The sequence below is a fragment of the Kocuria sp. p3-SID1428 genome, assembly GCF_025149945.1.
Taxonomy (GTDB): Bacteria; Actinomycetota; Actinomycetes; order Actinomycetales; family Micrococcaceae; genus Kocuria.
In genome coordinates this window covers 1-15,226 of record NZ_JALXVH010000029.1, presented here as the reverse complement: position 1 = coordinate 15,226, position 15,226 = coordinate 1, and the positions used below count along the sequence as shown (strand labels likewise).

The following is a 15,226-nucleotide window of genomic DNA, read 5'->3' as shown; positions in this document are numbered from 1 at the left end:
CAGCGCCTGCGGAATACCACCCGGCGGGGCAGAGCAGGTAGACTTCCGGGGAGCGAATTCTCGACAGGGCGGCTCGCGCTCGTCCCGTCGCCACCCGTATCGCGCACCGCAACGGCCGTCGCGCCAGACGCGCCGGGCAGCAGCGCGCCGACGCGCCGCGCCGGTTCGGACCAACGAAACGTGAAGTGAGGGAAGCCCATGGGCTCTGTGATCAAGAAGCGCCGCAAGCGCATGTCCAAGAAGAAGCACCGCAAGCAGCTGCGCAAGACCCGCCACCAGCGTCGCAACAAGAAGTGACCTGCTGGCAGTGAGCCGACAGGGGCCCCGCTCTCGCGAGAGCGGGGCCCTGGTCGTCTGAGCAGCGCCCGTCTCGCATGACGTCGCGTTGCCTGGCGCATCGTTCGAGGGAGCCGACGGGACGGCGATCGTCCTAGGATCGGACGATGACCGAGCAGACCCCGGCCCAGATCGACCTCTCCGCGCCGCCGCTGCGGCTGATCACGCGCGAGGGGTGCCACCTGTGCCAGGCGGCCCGCGACACCGTGGCCGCCGCAGCTCGCCGACACGGTCTGGAGTGGGCCGAGACCGACATCGCGCAGCTGCCCGAGTCCGAGCAGACGCAGCGCTGGCAGATCGAGGTCCCCGTGCTGCTGATCGACGGCCGGCAGCGCGACTTCTGGCAGATCGACCCGCGTCGGCTCGAGCGTCTTCTGGCCCAGCGGGGCGCCTGACGGTCTTCGATTCGAGCCGTGCGCCTGGGTCTGGGATGATGACCCCATGTCCTCAGCCATCGTCCATCTGCTGCGCCACGGCCAGGTCCACAACCCGGAGCGGATCGTCTACGGCCGCCTGCCCGAGTTCCGTCTGGCCGAGCGCGGCCAGCAGATGGCTCGCGTCGCGGCGCGGTCATTGGCCCAGCGCCGCGACCAGCAGGGCGCGCGCATCGTGCACCTCGTGGCCTCGCCGCTGCTGCGCACCCGCCAGACGGCTCAGCCGGTGGCCGAGGCGCTCGATCTGCAGATCCACCCGGACGAGCGCGTGATCGAGCCCTGGAACCACTTCGAGGGCCTCCACGTGGACGCCGCGGAGCTGGCCAAGCCGGTGCATTGGCCGCACCTGATCGATCCGCTGCGCCCGTCGTGGGGCGAGCCGTACCGCAGCACGGTCGCGCGCATGGCCGAGGCGGCGCTGGCCGCAGGGCGCCGGGCCGTCGAGATCGGCGGCGACGGCGCAGAGGCCGTGATCGTCTCCCACCAGCTGCCGATCTGGCTGACGCGCCTGTCGGCAGAGGGTCGCCGTCTGCCGCACGATCCCCGCCGGCGCCAGTGCAACCTGGGGTCGCTGACCTCCCTGCACTTCGCCGACCTGGACTCCGGGCGCCGTCCCGCCGTGACCTACGCGGAGCCGGCGGCGCACCTCTATTCAGGGGTTAACCAGCTTCCCGGGTCATGATGGCCCGCGCCTACGCGGGCCCCTCCGCACAGCCCGCGCCCCTCGTCCGTTCCGAACCCCATCCTCAGGTGAGCGCATCGTGATCCGTCCTCCCCGCACTGCCCGCCCGCACGTCGACAGCGCCGCTGGCGCGGCCGAGGACGCCCGGGTCCGCCCCACGCGCCGCGCGCTGCTGGGCCTGGGCGGAGCCGGCTTGGGGGCCCTGGTGCTCTCCGCCTGCTCGGCCAAGGAGGACGACCTCGCGCAGCAGGCCAACGCCGGCGGGGACACCGGATACATCGCCGGGGACGGCTCCGTGAGCGAGTACCCCGAGGAGGACCGCTCCGATCCGGTGGACTTCGAGGGCGCGCTGTTCGACGGCACCGAGGTCACCGGCGAGCAGCTGCGCGGGAAGCCCGTGCTGCTGAACTTCTGGTACGCCGGCTGCGCTCCCTGTCGCAAGGAGGCCCCGGACCTGGTCGAGCTCGCCCACGACTTCGAGGACCGTGTCGCGTTCTACGGCGTGAACGTGCGCGACGAGCAGGCCACCGCGGAGGCCTTCGAGCGCACCTTCGAGATCCCGTACCCGTCGTTCGAGGACCGCGACGGAGGCGTGCTGCTGGATCTGTCCAAGCACGTCCCGCCGCAGGCCGTGCCGACCACCCTGGTGCTCGACTCCCAGGGGCGTGTGGCCGCCCGGATCCTGGGCATCGCCGACCCCTCGATCCTGCGCACCATCCTCGACGACGTCACGTCGGCCTGAGGCGCTCGTGATCGACGGCAATCCCTTCGCCGAGACCGTCCTGGACGGATCGCTGCTGGCCGCGCTGCCGGTGGCGGCGCTGGCGGGGCTGGTCTCCTTCGCTTCCCCGTGCGTCCTGCCCCTGGTGCCGGGCTATCTGGGCTATGTCACCGGGCTGACCGGGATCGACCTGCAGAAGCAGAAGCGCGGGCGGATGCTCGCGGGGATCGGGCTGTTCGTGCTCGGATTCACCCTGGTCTTCCTGCTGATGTCGGTCGTGCTGGCGCAGCTGGGGGCGCTGCCGTGGCTGCGCGGGCAGAGCTGGGTCATGATCGTGCTCGGGGCGCTCGTGATCGTCATGGGGCTCGTGTTCATGGGCGGGATCGGTGCGCTGCAGCGCGAGCGGAAGATCGAGCGGCGCCCGCCGCCCGGGCTGTGGGGCGCTCCGCTGCTGGGCATCACGTTCGGGCTGGGCTGGGCCCCGTGCATCGGCCCCACGTTCGCGGCGGTGCAGGCCCTGGCCTACAGCGGCGGCTCCTCGGTGGGCAAGGCTGCTCTGCTGACCGTCGTGTACTCCCTGGGCATGGGCATCCCGTTCCTGATCGCGGCCCTGGCGCTGCGCCGCGGCATGGGCGCCCTGGACTTCTTCAAGCGGCACCGGGTGGCCCTGCAGCGCTTCGGCGGCCTGATGCTCGTGGTGATCGGAGTGCTGATGGTCAGCGGCGTGTGGACGGCCTTCGTCTCGTGGATCCAGTCGGAGCTGGTCCAGGACTTCGTGCCGGTGATCTGAGGCGGACATGAACAGCGCACAGGACGGTGCCTCGGCTCCCGCACAGGAGCACGGCGCAGGCATGCAAGAGCACAAGGGGGCGCGCGGCGCCCGCAGCGATCGAGGGAGCACAGTGAGCACAGCGCAGAAGGACCCCGGGGGAGGCTCGAGCCAGGACGTGGCCGTCCCTGCGCTGGGGCCCCTCGGGATGCTGCGCTGGGCCTGGGCGCAGCTGACCAAGATGAACACGGCGCTGTTCCTGCTGCTGATGCTGGCGGTGGCCGCTGTGCCGGGCTCGATCTTCCCGCAGCGCGTGCAGGATGTCGGTGCGGTCAACGACTACATCGCCTCCAACCCGCGCCTGGGCCCGGTCCTGGATGCGCTGCAGATGTTCGACGTCTTCTCCTCGGTCTGGTTCGCGGCCATCTACCTCCTGCTGTTCATCTCGCTCGTGGGCTGCGTGCTGCCGCGCGCCCGCAAGCACTGGCAGGCCTGGCGCGCCCAGCCCCCGCGCACGCCGCGCCGGTTCACCCGGCTGCCCGTGCACCGCAGCCTGCGCATCGGCGGGGCCGAGGGCAGCGAGGTGCCCACGGCTGCGGAGCTGGTCGAGCGCAGCGCTGCCCTGCTGAGCAAGCGCGGCTACCGCGTGCACCTGCGCGACATGGACACCGAGGCGCCATCGGTGGGTGCTGAGCGCGGCATGTGGAAGGAGGTCGGCAACATCCTCTTCCACGTGGCCCTGCTCGGGATCCTGATCTTCATGGCCTTCGGCGCGATGTTCGGCTTCAAGGGCCAGAAGATCCTCACGGTGGGGGAGACCTTCGCGAACTCGCTGATCAGCTACGACTCGTTCAGCCCGGGCTCGAACTTCGACGCCGACTGGCTGGCCCCGTTCACGCTGACGGTGGACGACTTCGACATCGACTACAACCGCGACACCGAGGACCCCGGCAGCTACGGTCAGCCGCTGGGCTTCGACGCCGACGTCACCGTCCAGGACGGACCCGACGCCGAGCCGCGCCAGGAGAAGCTGTCGACCAATCAGCCGGTCTCCTCGAACGGCGTGCGCTCGTACCTGATCGGCAACGGCTACGCCCCGTCGGTGCGCGTCACCGACGGCGACGGCGATGTCGCCTACGAGGGCCCCGTCATCACCGTCCCCGAGGATCTGACGAACATCTCGGCCTTCACGCTCAAGGTCCCGGACGCCCAGCCGGAGCAGCTCGGCTTCACGGGCACGTTCCTGCCGACCGCCTATCTCGACGAGGACTCGGGCCAGCTGACCTCGATCGATCCGGACCTCGGCAACCCCGCGCTCGTGCTCTCGCTCTACTCCGGGGACCTCGGACTCGACAGCGGCACGCCGCAGAACGTGTACGTCTTGGACGTCGAGGGCCTCAAGGAGGAGGCATCCGCGGCCACCCCGGAGGGCCCTCTGGTGCTCTCGGAGGCCAGCCCCAAGGCCGAGCTGCCGAACGGGCTGGGAGAGATCGAGTACCTGGGCACCGAGCGCTACGTCGGACTGGATGTGAACTATGATCCGGGCACGGCGGGAGTCTTCGTCTCGTTCCTCCTGGCCTTCGCCGGGCTGATCATGTCGCTGTTCATCGTGCGGCGCCGAGCCTGGGTGCGCGTGCGCACCGAGCAGACCCCGGAGGGGCCGCGAGCGGTCCTCGAGTACGCTCTGCTGGCCCGCGGCGAGGATCCGCGGCTGGAGACCGAGGACGAGGCGCTGGCCGAGCTCTTCAGCCAGGAGTGGGAGCAGATCGGCGTCGTCGAAGACGCCGATGACGATGCGCAGGCGCCCGGCGCCTCGAAGGTGGGAGGATCACGAGCATGAGCACTGAAGTGAACACGGCGCTGGGGACCTGGTCGGAGCTGTTCATGCTCCTGGCCGCCCTGGTCTACCTCTGCGTCTTCATCTGCTTCGCCTGGGACATGGCCTCGCATTCGAAGACCCTGGGCGAGGCCGAGAAGCGCACGGCCGCCCGCAGCACCTCCCGCAGCCGCGAGCTCGTGGGCGCCGCCGGCGGGTCGTCGCCCGCCTCCGCGACGGAGCACTCGGAGGCCGACGAGCGCGATGAGCGCAACGACTCCGGGGCGGGCAGCCGCGCCGGCAGCCGTCGGGGCGCCTCCGAGAAGCTCGAGGGGCAGGTCGCCGACCCCCGCATGGGCTACGGGACCTCCGAGCGCCGCCCGGCCGCCCGTGCCGCGATCGTGCTCATGGTGATGGCCTTTGCTATCCACTTGGTGGCCGTGGTGACCCGCTCGATCGCCGCCCAGCGCGTCCCGTGGGGCAACATGTACGAGTTCTCGACCACGTCAGCCCTGATCATCGCGGGGATCTACCTGATCATGCTGATCCGCCGTGACCTGCGCTTCGTGGGCGTGATGATCTCCGGTCTGGTCACTCTGCTGCTGACCATGGCCACGATCGCCTATCCCACGCCCGTCTCGCCCCTGCAGCCGGCGCTGCAGTCCTACTGGCTGATCATCCACGTCTCGATCGCGGTGGCCTCCTCGGCGATCTTCGCGGTCACCTTCGCCATGTCCGTCCTGCAGCTCATCCAGGATCGCCGCGAGCGGCGCATCCTCGACGGCGGCGAGCCGGGCTGGGCCTTCATGCGCTCGGTGCCCTCGGCCAAGACGCTGGAGAACTTCGCCTACCGCCTCAACAGCGTGGGCTTCGTGTTCTGGACCTTCACCCTGGCCGCCGGCGCGATCTGGGCCCGCGACGCCTGGGGCCGCTACTGGGGCTGGGATCCCAAGGAGGTGTGGACCTTCGTGATCTGGGTGGTCTACGCCGCCTACCTCCACGCCCGCGCCACCCGCGGCTGGACCGGAACCCGCTCGGCCTGGCTGTCGATCGCCGGCTTCCTGTGCGTGCTGTTCAACTACTTCATCGTGAACACCCTCTTCGAGGGCCTGCACTCCTACTCCGGGCTGTGAGTCTCGCCCCGGCCCCGCATGGGGCCTGAGCACCCGCGAGGGCCCGCGACGCAGGACGCGGGCCCTCGCTGCTCTCCGGGGCCCGTCGGGATTCAGCCCGGTCGATGGCCGCGGCGACCCGATCCGGCCGATCGAGCGGAGGCGCGGGCAGGGCATGTCTCCCCATTGCCGGTGCCCTGTCATCGTGAGGGGCGCTCGACTGCAAGAGCGCATGAGGGAGATGGGTCAGCGTTCGAGGTCGGTGGTGGCCAGCTCGCGTCGGGTCAAGACGTCGAGGGAGCCGTGCGCGGCGCGGGCGAGGAGGCTGATGAACGTGTCGTCGTCAGCTGGCTCGAACCGCAAGATCGGGCTGGGCGGGCTCACGGAGGTTCCGCGAGCCCACTCGAACTGCCGCCGCTCCTTGTGATGACCGAGGCCTATGCCTGCGGCTTCCACGATCTTCGTGCGGACGTCGTGGGCCGCAGCGGCGTCGTCTCGACATGCGACGGGGACACGCATGGTGTGCGGCAGCGGGACACGGATGCCGCGAGCTGCCAGGACGGCATGGCCGCGCTCCAGGAGCGCACGGAGGACCGTTGGCGCTTCGGCGTTCTCGGCGATGACATCCCACACGTCCAGCGTGATGGGAGCCTGCTGGTCTCGTCCCCACCACAGAGCCCGGCCGATGACTCTGCCAGCATCGTCGAGGGTGACCTGTGACCACTGAGGCTGCAGACGCCCGGCAGCGATCTCGTTCTCGATCTGGGCGGATGTCATCCCGATCCCGGGCGCGGTCGCCATGGCGGCGGCTTCCTGCAGCAGCTGCGCTGTGGGCGTCTCGATCCTCATGCCGCAGATCGTGCCACGCCAGCGCCCGAGAGCTCACCTCCGATCACGCGCCCTCGGCGCGCGCGGATCGGGCCTCAGCGCGGTGACGGGCCGTCCTCGGGGGCCCGCGGCGCGTCGTCGTCCGGGTCCTGGTGGTCGTCCGCCGACGTCGAGGACTGATCCGGCCCGGCCTGATCCTGATCGGACTGCTCTCGGCGCTGCCGCTCGCGCTCGGCCTGGCGGCGCCTGCGGTCGAGGTCGCGCAGGAACTCGGGGTCGTCGTCCGGGCCCTTGCCGCGGGTGGGGACGGAGCCGGGGGAGGCGTAGCGCGGGCGGCCCAGCGTCAGCCACAGGATGCCGCCGATGACCGGCAGGAGCAGGATGATCGCCAGCCACGGACCGCGGCGCAGGCCGCGGATGTCGCGAGCGTCCGAGCGCGCGCAGTCGATCAGCGAGTAGATGATCACTCCCACAGCCAGAGCGATCACGCCGATGATGAGGATGGCTCGGATCATGTCTCCATCGTACGGGGAGGCCCGACCCCGCGATCAATCGCGACGGGGCCGCGACGTCCGGGTCCCGTCCTCAGCGCGCCGAGTGCACCGACTCCGAGCACTGAGCAGCGGACGACCCGCTCGCGGCCGCGGCCGTCGGCTTCGCGACCTCATCGGCGGTCGTCGCCTCCGAGACGCTCCCGGCATGCGAGCCGCTGCGATGTTGCAGGACCGACCAGCCGACGGCGGCCAGCCACAGGACGGCGATCCCCAGCAGCACGGCGCGGGAGACCGTCGCAGGGGCGTCCAGCGCATCCGCCCCGAGCAGGGTCCGGGCGTTGGTGAGCACGATCAGGCCGCCGACGGCGGGGCCGAGGACCCGTGCGGGGACATGGCGGACCAGCGCGGCGGCGATGGGTGCTGCGATCGCGCCGCCGATCAGCAGGGCCAGCACCCAGGACCAGGTGATCCCCTGGCTGCCCAGGGAGAAGAGGAAGCCGAGCGAGGCGGCCACGGTGACCAGGAATTCCGCGGAGCTGATCGAGCCCACGACCTTCCGCGGCTCCAGGCGGCCATCGGCGAGCAGGGCGGGTGTGCCGACCGGCCCCCAGCCGCCGCCTCCCGCAGCGTCCATGAAGCCGGCGAAGAGCCCGAGCGGGGCGAGAAGCCGTGCCGGGATGACTCGGCCCAGACGATCGGGTCGCAGACCGCCGACGGTGAAGCGCACCAGGATGAACAGGCCCAGGGCGAGCAGCACTGCGGACATGAAGGGCCTGGCGGCCGCAGCGTCGAGGTTCGACAGTGCGGTGGCCCCCAGGAAGGCGCCGATCGCACCGGGGATCCCAATCTTGGCCACGACGCCCCAGTCGACGTTGCCGAAGCGCCAGTGGGAGAGCCCGGACACGAGCGTGGTCCCGACCTCGGCCAGGTGCACGGTGGCCGAGGCGGCAGCCGGGTTGGCCCCGATCGTGAGCAGCAGCGTGGAGGTCGTGACGCCGTAGGCCATGCCCAGGCCGCCGTCCACGAGCTGGGCGGCCAGGCCGACGAGGGCGATGAGGACGAGCATGCGCATGCGGGACTCCCGGGCAGTGGGGTGGGGCGGATCGTGGACTCGGCAGCGCTGCGCGGGCGGGGCGAGCGCCGCTTCCGCAGCCGATCCACTATTCCCATCGGGATGATGGGATTTGCTGTGCGCGAGCATTCCAGGGCCCTGAGAAGGGCGTCAAAGTCCGTGAAACAATCGACACATGGAGATCTCCGCACGCGCCGAATACGCGATCAGGGCCATGCTCATGCTCGCCGAGGCGCACGCGGCGGGCACCGCCGCCATGCCGGCCCAGGAGCTGGCCCAGCGTCAGCAGCTGCCGGCCAAGTTCCTCGAGGTGGTCCTCGGGCAGCTGCGCCGCGGGGGGCTCGTCGTCAGCCGCCGCGGAGCCGCAGGCGGCTACCGGCTGGCCTCCCAGGCGCAGGAGATCACGATCGGCGCGGTGATCCGCACGGTGGAGGGGCCGCTGGCCGGCATCCGGGGGCAGCGCCCGTCGGACACCGCCTACACGGGTGCTGCTGAGCACCTGCCGGTCGTGTGGGTCGCGCTGCGCTCGGCCATGCGCCGGGTGCTCGACGAGGTCACGCTGGCAGATGTCCTGACCGGCGGCTTCCCGGAGCACGTGCGGGCCTTCGCTGAGGAGCCCGGAGCCTGGACGGACCGCTGGCCGATCGAGGGCGGGCGCTCGCAGGGCTGATGCCCGTGCGCGCGGAGGCCGCATCCAGGGGCGGGCCTTAGGATGCTCCGGTGAACTTCCTGAAGTACTCCGCTCTGCGCCTGGCCATCCTCGCCGTCGCGTTCGTGCTGTTCATGGCACTGGACCTCGGCCTGATCTTCTCCGGGATCGCCGCCGTGATCGTGGCGTTCGCGGTGTGCTATCTGTTCTTCCCCCAGCTGCACATCGCCGCGAGCGAGGACCTCAACCGCGCGATCTCCCGCTCGCCCAAGCCGCGCAGCCGGGAGCGCCTGCGCGACACCCAGGACGAGGATGCCGAGGCCGAGGCCTACCGTCGCAGCCGCGGCGAGGACGACCTCCCCTGAGCTGCTGAGCCGTGGCGCAACCGGGTCACAGGGCCTGGTGGACCACCACGGCGATCAGGAACAGCACGGCCCACACGAGGTTGAGGATCCCGCACTGCTTGAGCGCCGGGATCAGGGCGGTGCGCTCGGTGGCTCCCAGCACGGTGCGCGCGGCCAGGACTGCCAGCGGCGCGGCCAGCAGCACCAGCAGGAACCATGGGTTATGCGGGATCAGGAACACGTGCAGCGCGAAGGCCAGCCCGAGCTCGGCGGCGAAGACCACGCGGGCCCAGCGCTCGCCCAGTCGCACGGCCAGGGTGCGCTTGCCGACCTCGCGGTCGCCGGGGATGTCGCGGATGTTGTTGGCCATCAGCAGCGCGCAGGCGAACAGCCCCGTGGCCACAGCGGCGACCCACGTCTGGAGGTTCAGCTCGCCGGCCTGCGTGAGCGCCGTGCCGAGCACGGCCACGAGTCCGAAGTAGAGGAACACCGCCACATCGCCCAGGCCGCGGTAGCCGTAGGGCCAGGGGCCTCCGGTGTAGCCCCAGGCAGCCAGGACCGCAGAGGCGCCGATGACCAGGAACCACCACTGTCCGGACAGGGCGATCAGCCCGAGTCCCGCGAGCATGGCCAGCCCGAAGCAGATCAGGGCCGCAGCGAGCACCTTCCGCGGTGCGGCGGCGCCGGAGCCGACCAGGCGCATGGGGCCCACGCGGTCGTCGTCGGTGCCCTTGATGCCGTCCGAGTAGTCGTTGGCGTAGTTGACGCCGATCTGCAGCAGCAGCGCCACGGCAAGGGCCAGCAGCGCACGCACCAGGTCCGCGCCCCACAGGGACTGGGCGGCGGCGGTGCCGGCGATGACCGGGGCCAGGGCCATGGGCAGGGTGCGCAGGCGCGCGCCCTCGACCCACTGGGCGGGTGTTGCCACGGACAGGACCTCCTCCGGCGACGGTTGGGAACCGGCCCATCATTTCATGAGAACCCGATGGGCCGGACTACTGCTCAGCGCCCCTGCTCCACCAGCAGACGGCGCACCTCGGCCCGGTCCGGCTTGCCGGTGGGCAGCATGGGCATCTGCGCCGCGGTGAGCCAGCGCTTGGGAACGGCCGCGGCGCCCAGCGCTGAGCGCAGGTCCGCGCACAGCCGCTCCTGCAGCTCGTCCTCCTCCCTCTGGTCAACGGTGCGGCGCGGGACGACGAGCGCGGCCACGGCCTGCCCCCACTGCGGATCCGGCACTCCGAGCACCACGGCCTGCTCCACCTGGGGATCGCGCAGCAGCCGCTGGGCCACCAGACCGGCAGAGACCTTGAGCCCGCCGGTGACCACGACGTCGTCGGCTCGTCCGCTGATGCTCAGACGCTGCCCGTCCCAGACCCCGAGGTCGTCGGTGCGGTACCAGCGTCGGCCGTCGATCAGGCGGACATGGCGGGCGGTCTGGGCATCGTCGTCGAGGTAGCCGGTCGTGACCGCGGCCCCGCCGAGCCAGATCCGCCCGGATCCCTCGGGCGCCAGCGGGGCCGGGCCCTCCGCCGCGACCGAGTCGGGGGCGTCCTCATGGGGCTCGATCCGGATGCGGATGCCCTCGAGCGGTCGGTTGTCGTACACGCAGCCGCCGCAGGTCTCCGACATCCCGTAGGTGGTCACCACCCGGGCACCGAGGCCACGTGCGCGTTCCAGCAGCACGGGCGAAGCCGCGGAGCCGCCGAGCAGAATCGAGTCGAAGGATCCCAGGACCTCGCGCACGGTGTCTCCGTCCGCCGGGTCCTCGGCAGCCTCGACCAGCCGGGAGAGCTGGGTCGGCACCAGCGAGACATGGCGAACCCCGCCGGTCATGCGCCGTGCAGCGCGCACGAAGGCCTCCGCCTGGAAGGAGCCGTGCTCCATGGCCACCGGCTCGGTTCCCGCCAGCGCGGAGCGTGCCAGGACCTGGACGCCTGCCACGTAGTGCGCGGGCAGGCACAGCAGCCACTGGCCGTGCCCGCCGGTGCGCGCGGCCGTGGCCTGGCCGGAGGCGCGCAGGGACTCTGACTCGAGCACCGTGGCCTTGGGGCGCCCGGTCGAGCCCGAGGTCGACACGACGACGGCCGGACCGGGCCTGGACAGCACCCCCCGAAGCCGCTCGAGCAGACCGGCGTCCCCGCCGAGCCCGGGCAGGGCCTCGGGGCCGTCGAGGACCACGGCGTCCGGGGGCAGCTGCTCGGTGCGAGGCGCCGCGACCGGCTGCCCGGGCAGCTCCGGCGCGGCGGAGGCGGGATCCGTCATAAGGATCAGAAGTAGTACGGGTAGGACGACCAGTCGGGATCGCGCTTGCCCAGGAAGGCATCGCGGCCCTCGACGGCCTCGTCGGTCATGTAGGCCAGACGCGTGGCCTCTCCGGCGAAGACCTGCTGGCCGACCATGCCGTCGTCCGGGAGGTTGAAGGCGTACTTGAGCATGCGGATCGCCTGCGGGGACTGCGCGCAGATCATCCTGCACCACTCGACGGCCGTGGCCTCGAGCTCGGAGTGCTCCACGACCTCGTTGACCGCGCCCATGCGATGCATGTCCGCAGCCGAGTACTCGCGGGCCAGGAAGAAGATCTCGCGCGCGTTCTTCTGCCCGACCTGGCGGGCCAGCAGCGCGGAGCCGTAGCCGGCGTCGAACGAGCCGACGGTGGCATCCGTCTGCTTGAAGCGACCGTGCTCGGCCGAGGCGATCGTGAGATCGCAGACCACGTGCAGGGAGTGCCCGCCGCCTGCGGCCCAGCCGGAGACCGCGGCGATCACCGGCTTGGGCATGGTGCGGATCAGGCGCTGAACCTCCAGGATGTGCAGGCGCCCGGCGCGGGCCGGATCCACCGACTCGGCGGTCTCGCCCTCGGCGTAGCGGTAGCCGTCGCGGCCGCGGATGCGCTGATCGCCGCCCGAGCAGAACGCCCAGCCGCCGTCCTTGGCCGACGGGCCGTTGCCGGTGAGGATCACCGCGCCCACGTCCGAGCTCATGCGGGCGTGATCGAGCACGCGGTAGAGCTCGTCCACCGTCCCCGGGCGGAAGGCATTGCGGACCTCGGGGCGGTCGAAGGACACCCGGACCCACGGCAGGTCGCGCTCGATCGAACCCTCCGCGCCGCGCTGCACGCCGCGGTGGTAGGTGATGTCGCTCAGGTCCTCGAAGCCCTCGACCGTGCGCCACTGCACGGGGTCGAAGATCTCGGAGACCTGGCGGGGGAGATGGGATGCGTTGGAGTCGTTCACGGCGGCCAGTCTACGAGCGCCCGCCGACTCCCGAACGGCTCCGGCGGGGTCTTCCTCGGACGGCGGCTGCGGCGTCCCGGTGCGGATGGGAGACTGCTCGGATGATGGACCTGGACTTCGAGCGCCTGGGGGCGGGACTGCCCTTCGCCCAGGCAGTCCCGCAGCTTCGCCAGGCGCTGGCCGGCCCGGGCATCGCCGTCGTGGAGGCCCCTCCGGGCACGGGCAAGACCACGCTGGCTCCGCCGGCGGCCGCGCTCGAGCTCGGGGCAGCGGCGGATGACCGCGTCGTCGTCGTGCAGCCGAGGCGCGTGGCAGCGCGGGCCGCGGCCCAGCGCCTGGCCCAGCTGAGCGGGACGCGGCTCGGGCAGCTGTCCGGTCTCACGGTGCGCGGACAGCGCGAGGTCGGCCGGGACACGGTCGTCGAGTTCGTGACCCCGGGTGTGCTGATCGGGAGGCTGCTGGCGGATCCGGAGCTGAGCGGGACCCGCGCGGTTGTGCTCGACGAGGTCCACGAGCGAGGCCTGGAGATCGACCTGCTGCTGGGAATGCTGCTGGAGCTGCGTCAGCTACGCGAGGATCTCGGCCTGATCGTCATGTCCGCCACGCTGGATGCCGGGTCCTTCCGGGAGCTGATCGGCCGGGCGCTCGGGATGGCCGAGGTCCCGGTCGTGGACAGCCGGGCGGTCGAGCACCCCCTCGAGGTCCGCTGGGCGCCGGGAACGGGCCCGCGGCTCGATGAGCGCGGCGTGCGTCGGGAGTTCCTGGACCACGTGGCCCGCACGGCCCACCGGGAGCACGAGCGCGGCCTGGCCCAGGACCCGAGCCTCGATGCCCTCGTCTTCCTGCCCGGTGCGGGGGAGGTCGCCCAGGTGGCCGCGCGGCTGCGCGAGCTCTCGGAGGTCGAGGTGCTCGAGCTGCACGGTCGCGTCCCCGCACAGGAGCAGAACCGGGCCGTGGCCGGGCGTCGGCCGGGGGATCCCGCCCGGATCGTGGTCTCCACCGCGCTGGCCGAGTCCTCGCTGACCGTGCCCGGGGTGCGTCTGGTGATCGACGCCGGCCTCTCGCGGGAGCCGCGGCGAGATGCGGTGCGCCGCATGTCCGGGCTCGTCACGGTCTCGGCCTCCCGGGCCTCGGGGCGGCAGCGGGCCGGTCGCGCCGCACGCACGGGCCCCGGGGCGGTCGTGCGCTGCTACGACGAGTCGGTGTGGGCGGCCATGCCCGAGCGCGCCGTCCCGGCGATCCGCACGGCCGATCTGACCTCTGCGGCACTCGTGCTGTCGTGCTGGGGCGCTCCGGGCGGAGACGGTATGGCCCTGCTGGACAGGCCCGCGCCCCGTGCGCTGGCCGACGCCCACCGCACCCTGCGCTCACTGGACGCCCTCGACGAGGAGCTGCGCCCCACCGCGATCGGTCGGCGCCTTGCCGGGCTGCCGCTGGACCCGCGCTGGGGTCGCGCCCTGCTCGACGGCGCCCGGGCGGTGGGGGAGTCCACGGCCGCCGAGATCGTGGCCGCCGTCTCCGATGACCATCGGGCCCCCGATGGCGATCTCGCCGGCCTGCTGCGCGAGCTGCGCCGCGGGCAGCACCCCGGCTCCCGGCGCTGGCGCAGCGAGACCCGGCGGCTGCGCTCGCTGATCGGGCGGACAGCCCCGGAGCATCAGGCCGAGGCGGCGATCGAGGCCGAGCGGGAGCCCGCCCGGGATGCCCCTGCCGATGCGCAGGAGGCCCTCGGGCTGGTGGTGGGCCTGGCCTTCCCGGAGCGGATCGCCCGGCGGATGGACGATCGCGGTGAGCAGTGGCTGCTGGCCTCCGGGACCCGCGCCGGCCTGCCGAGCGGATCGCCGCTGATCCACGAGCAGTGGCTCGCCGTCGCCGATGTCACGCGCTCTCAGGCCTCGGCGGCCGCGGGCACCGGGGCGCTGATCCGGGCGGGGGCAGGGCTGGAGCGGAGCACGGCCGAACGGGCCGCGGGGCAGCTGCACCGACGCGAGCTGTCCGTGCGCTTCGCGGACGGACGGGCCAGAGCTCGTGAGCTCGAGTCGCTGGGGGCCATCGAGCTCGCGGCCACGCCGGCGCGCCCGAGCCCCGAACAGGCCGCCGAGGCCATCGGGCGTGCGCTTGAGCAGCAGGGCCCGGCGCTGCTGGAGCTGCCCGAGCAGGCGCTGCAGCTGCGGGCCCGGATGGCGGCCTGCCACCGGCACCTGGGCCGGCCCTGGCCGGCCATGGACGACGACTCCCTGGCTGCTCAGGCGCAGCTGTGGATCGGACCCGAGCTCGCGGCGCTGGCCCGCGGGGCCTCGGTGCGCTCGATCGACACCGTCTCGGCACTGCGACGGCTGCTGCCCTGGCCGGAGGCCGCGCGCTTCGAGGAGCTGGCTCCGCAGCGGCTCACCGTGCCGTCCGGGGCCTCGCACCGGATCCTGTGGCCGCAGCAGTGGGAGCCGGAGGAGGTCGCGCTCACCGATCAGGAGGAGCATGCCGGCAGCGGTCGCGGGCAGATCCCGCAGCCGGTCGTGCGGGTCAAGCTGCAGGAGTGCTTCGGGCTGGCGGAATCGCCCCGCCTGCTCGATGGCCGCCTGCCCGTGCTCTTCCACCTGCTCTCCCCGGCTGGTCGCGAGCTGGCGATCACCGCGGATCTGGCCTCCTTCTGGTCGGGGTCGTACCGCGAGGTTCGCGCCGAGATGCGCGGACGCTATCCCAAGCACCCCTGGCCGGAGGACCCCTGGTCCGCCAGCG

The 15,226-nt window shown here is 72.1% G+C and carries 16 protein-coding genes; 10 read left to right on the top strand and 6 right to left on the bottom strand.

The window, feature by feature from the left end; all coding sequences use genetic code 11:
• The first annotated feature begins 198 nt into the window (after window positions 1-198).
• From M3E84_RS07785 to ccsB, 7 genes are all read left to right on the top strand, one after another.
• Window positions 199-297, top strand: a complete 99-nt coding sequence (locus tag M3E84_RS07785; RefSeq protein WP_009882927.1) for a 30S ribosomal protein bS22 — start codon at window positions 199-201, stop codon at window positions 295-297.
• A gap of 146 nt (window positions 298-443) precedes the next feature.
• The gene (locus M3E84_RS07780; RefSeq protein WP_259895635.1) at window positions 444-731 is read left to right on the top strand and encodes a glutaredoxin family protein; all 288 of its coding nucleotides are present in this window, start codon (window positions 444-446) and stop codon (window positions 729-731) included.
• 46 nt (window positions 732-777) lie between these two features.
• Window positions 778-1,452 carry a histidine phosphatase family protein gene (locus tag M3E84_RS07775; protein WP_259895634.1) on the top strand — a complete coding sequence of 225 codons (675 nt, stop codon included), beginning with the start codon at window positions 778-780 and terminating at the stop codon, window positions 1,450-1,452.
• Window positions 1,453-1,531: 79 nt separating this feature from the next.
• Window positions 1,532-2,194, top strand: coding sequence for a TlpA disulfide reductase family protein (locus M3E84_RS07770; RefSeq protein ID WP_259895633.1), 663 nt, complete (start codon window positions 1,532-1,534; stop codon window positions 2,192-2,194).
• Window positions 2,195-2,204: 10 nt separating this feature from the next.
• Window positions 2,205-2,963: a cytochrome c biogenesis CcdA family protein gene (locus M3E84_RS07765; RefSeq protein WP_058871900.1), complete on the top strand. Its 759-nt coding sequence runs from the start codon at window positions 2,205-2,207 to the stop codon at window positions 2,961-2,963.
• A 112-nt stretch (window positions 2,964-3,075) separates the two neighbouring features.
• A complete protein-coding gene (locus M3E84_RS07760; RefSeq protein ID WP_259895632.1) occupies window positions 3,076-4,782 on the top strand; it encodes a cytochrome c biogenesis protein ResB in 1,707 nt (568 codons plus the stop codon).
• Complete coding sequence (ccsB, locus tag M3E84_RS07755; RefSeq protein ID WP_259895631.1) at window positions 4,779-5,891, top strand: c-type cytochrome biogenesis protein CcsB; 1,113 nt, start codon at window positions 4,779-4,781, stop codon at window positions 5,889-5,891. The genes M3E84_RS07760 and ccsB overlap by 4 nt, the downstream gene beginning before the upstream one ends.
• A 225-nt stretch (window positions 5,892-6,116) precedes the next feature.
• Here the strand turns inward: ccsB and M3E84_RS07750 are convergent, their stop codons facing one another.
• From M3E84_RS07750 to M3E84_RS07740, 3 genes are all read right to left on the bottom strand, one after another.
• Complete coding sequence (locus M3E84_RS07750) at window positions 6,117-6,719, bottom strand: hypothetical protein (RefSeq protein WP_259895630.1); 603 nt, start codon at window positions 6,717-6,719, stop codon at window positions 6,117-6,119.
• Window positions 6,720-6,793: 74 nt separating this feature from the next.
• Entirely contained in the window at window positions 6,794-7,213 is a 420-nt protein-coding gene (locus M3E84_RS07745) for a PLD nuclease N-terminal domain-containing protein (RefSeq protein ID WP_259895629.1), read from the bottom strand.
• A 70-nt stretch (window positions 7,214-7,283) separates the two neighbouring features.
• Window positions 7,284-8,264 (bottom strand): sulfite exporter TauE/SafE family protein, encoded by a 981-nt coding sequence (locus tag M3E84_RS07740; protein ID WP_259895628.1) that lies wholly within the window; start codon window positions 8,262-8,264, stop codon window positions 7,284-7,286.
• A gap of 175 nt (window positions 8,265-8,439) precedes the next feature.
• Here M3E84_RS07740 and M3E84_RS07735 point away from each other — a divergent pair, with 175 nt between their 5' ends.
• Both M3E84_RS07735 and M3E84_RS07730 read left to right on the top strand, forming a co-directional pair.
• Complete coding sequence (locus M3E84_RS07735; protein ID WP_006213752.1) at window positions 8,440-8,934, top strand: Rrf2 family transcriptional regulator; 495 nt, start codon at window positions 8,440-8,442, stop codon at window positions 8,932-8,934.
• A gap of 50 nt (window positions 8,935-8,984) precedes the next feature.
• A complete protein-coding gene (locus tag M3E84_RS07730) occupies window positions 8,985-9,278 on the top strand; it encodes a DUF4229 domain-containing protein (protein ID WP_259895627.1) in 294 nt (97 codons plus the stop codon).
• A 25-nt stretch (window positions 9,279-9,303) separates the two neighbouring features.
• Here M3E84_RS07730 and M3E84_RS07725 read toward each other — a convergent pair whose 3' ends face one another.
• From M3E84_RS07725 to M3E84_RS07715, 3 genes are all read right to left on the bottom strand, one after another.
• Window positions 9,304-10,185, bottom strand: coding sequence for a 1,4-dihydroxy-2-naphthoate polyprenyltransferase (locus M3E84_RS07725; RefSeq protein ID WP_259895626.1), 882 nt, complete (start codon window positions 10,183-10,185; stop codon window positions 9,304-9,306).
• Between the two features lie 74 nt (window positions 10,186-10,259).
• A complete protein-coding gene (locus M3E84_RS07720) occupies window positions 10,260-11,519 on the bottom strand; it encodes an AMP-binding protein (protein WP_259895625.1) in 1,260 nt (419 codons plus the stop codon).
• Window positions 11,520-11,524: 5 nt separating this feature from the next.
• Window positions 11,525-12,490, bottom strand: coding sequence for a 1,4-dihydroxy-2-naphthoyl-CoA synthase (locus M3E84_RS07715; protein ID WP_259895624.1), 966 nt, complete (start codon window positions 12,488-12,490; stop codon window positions 11,525-11,527).
• 101 nt (window positions 12,491-12,591) lie between these two features.
• On the opposite strand from M3E84_RS07715, the gene hrpB reads away from it, so the two are divergent.
• Window positions 12,592-15,226, top strand: a 2,635-nt coding sequence (gene hrpB, locus M3E84_RS07710; protein ID WP_259895623.1) for an ATP-dependent helicase HrpB, incomplete at its 3' end; no start/stop codon positions are given.

Excerpts from the sequence above, each read along its gene's own strand:
- M3E84_RS07785 (WP_009882927.1), top strand. The coding sequence starts at position 199 with ATGGGCTCTGTGATCAAGAAGCGCCGCAAGCGCATGTCCAAGAAGAAG.
- M3E84_RS07780 (WP_259895635.1), top strand. The coding sequence starts at position 444 with ATGACCGAGCAGACCCCGGCCCAGATCGACCTCTCCGCGCCGCCGCTG.
- M3E84_RS07775 (WP_259895634.1), top strand. The coding sequence starts at position 778 with ATGTCCTCAGCCATCGTCCATCTGCTGCGCCACGGCCAGGTCCACAAC.
- ccsB (WP_259895631.1), top strand. The coding sequence starts at position 4,779 with ATGAGCACTGAAGTGAACACGGCGCTGGGGACCTGGTCGGAGCTGTTC.
- M3E84_RS07750 (WP_259895630.1), bottom strand. The coding sequence starts at position 6,719 with ATGAGGATCGAGACGCCCACAGCGCAGCTGCTGCAGGAAGCCGCCGCC.
- M3E84_RS07745 (WP_259895629.1), bottom strand. The coding sequence starts at position 7,213 with ATGATCCGAGCCATCCTCATCATCGGCGTGATCGCTCTGGCTGTGGGA.
- M3E84_RS07740 (WP_259895628.1), bottom strand. The coding sequence starts at position 8,264 with ATGCGCATGCTCGTCCTCATCGCCCTCGTCGGCCTGGCCGCCCAGCTC.
- M3E84_RS07735 (WP_006213752.1), top strand. The coding sequence starts at position 8,440 with ATGGAGATCTCCGCACGCGCCGAATACGCGATCAGGGCCATGCTCATG.
- M3E84_RS07720 (WP_259895625.1), bottom strand. The coding sequence starts at position 11,519 with ATGACGGATCCCGCCTCCGCCGCGCCGGAGCTGCCCGGGCAGCCGGTC.